General features: G+C 50.5%; 1 protein-coding gene. It reads left to right on the forward strand.

Annotated features, from left to right (window positions below; genetic code table 11):
• Positions 1 to 461, forward strand: a 461-nt coding sequence (locus GPK88_RS16705) for a recombinase family protein (RefSeq protein ID WP_215708049.1), incomplete at both ends; no start/stop codon positions are given.

Consider the following 461-nt stretch of genomic DNA (forward strand, 5'->3'; position numbering starts at 1 on the left):
ATCTATTTCCCCAGCAAGGGAGTACGCTACATTGCCATCAATGACAATGTGGACACCATCAACGGAGAAAGCGAGCTTGCACCGTTCTTAAACATCCTGAATGAAATGCACGCCCGACAGACCAGCAAAAAGGTCAAGGCTGCCATGCACACAAGATTTGCCAATGGCGCACACTATGGAGCCTATGCACCGCTGGGCTATGTAAAAGACCCGGACAAAAAAGGTCATCTTCTGATCGACCCGGAAACACGCTGGATTGTAGAGAAGATTTTTGACCTTGCTGTACACGGGCGTGGAGCCGCCAGCATTACACGGATTCTGGTGGAGGAAAAAGTACCTACCCCCGGCTGGCTGAACTATGAAAGATACGGGACTTTCGCCAATATCTACGCCGGTGCGCCCGCAGAAAAAGCCTATGCGTGGACGATAGCACAGGTCAAGAGCATTTTGAAAGAGGAAAC

The sequence above is a fragment of the Blautia sp. MCC269 genome (genome assembly GCF_018785655.1).
Taxonomy (GTDB): domain Bacteria; phylum Bacillota; class Clostridia; order Lachnospirales; family Lachnospiraceae; genus Blautia_A.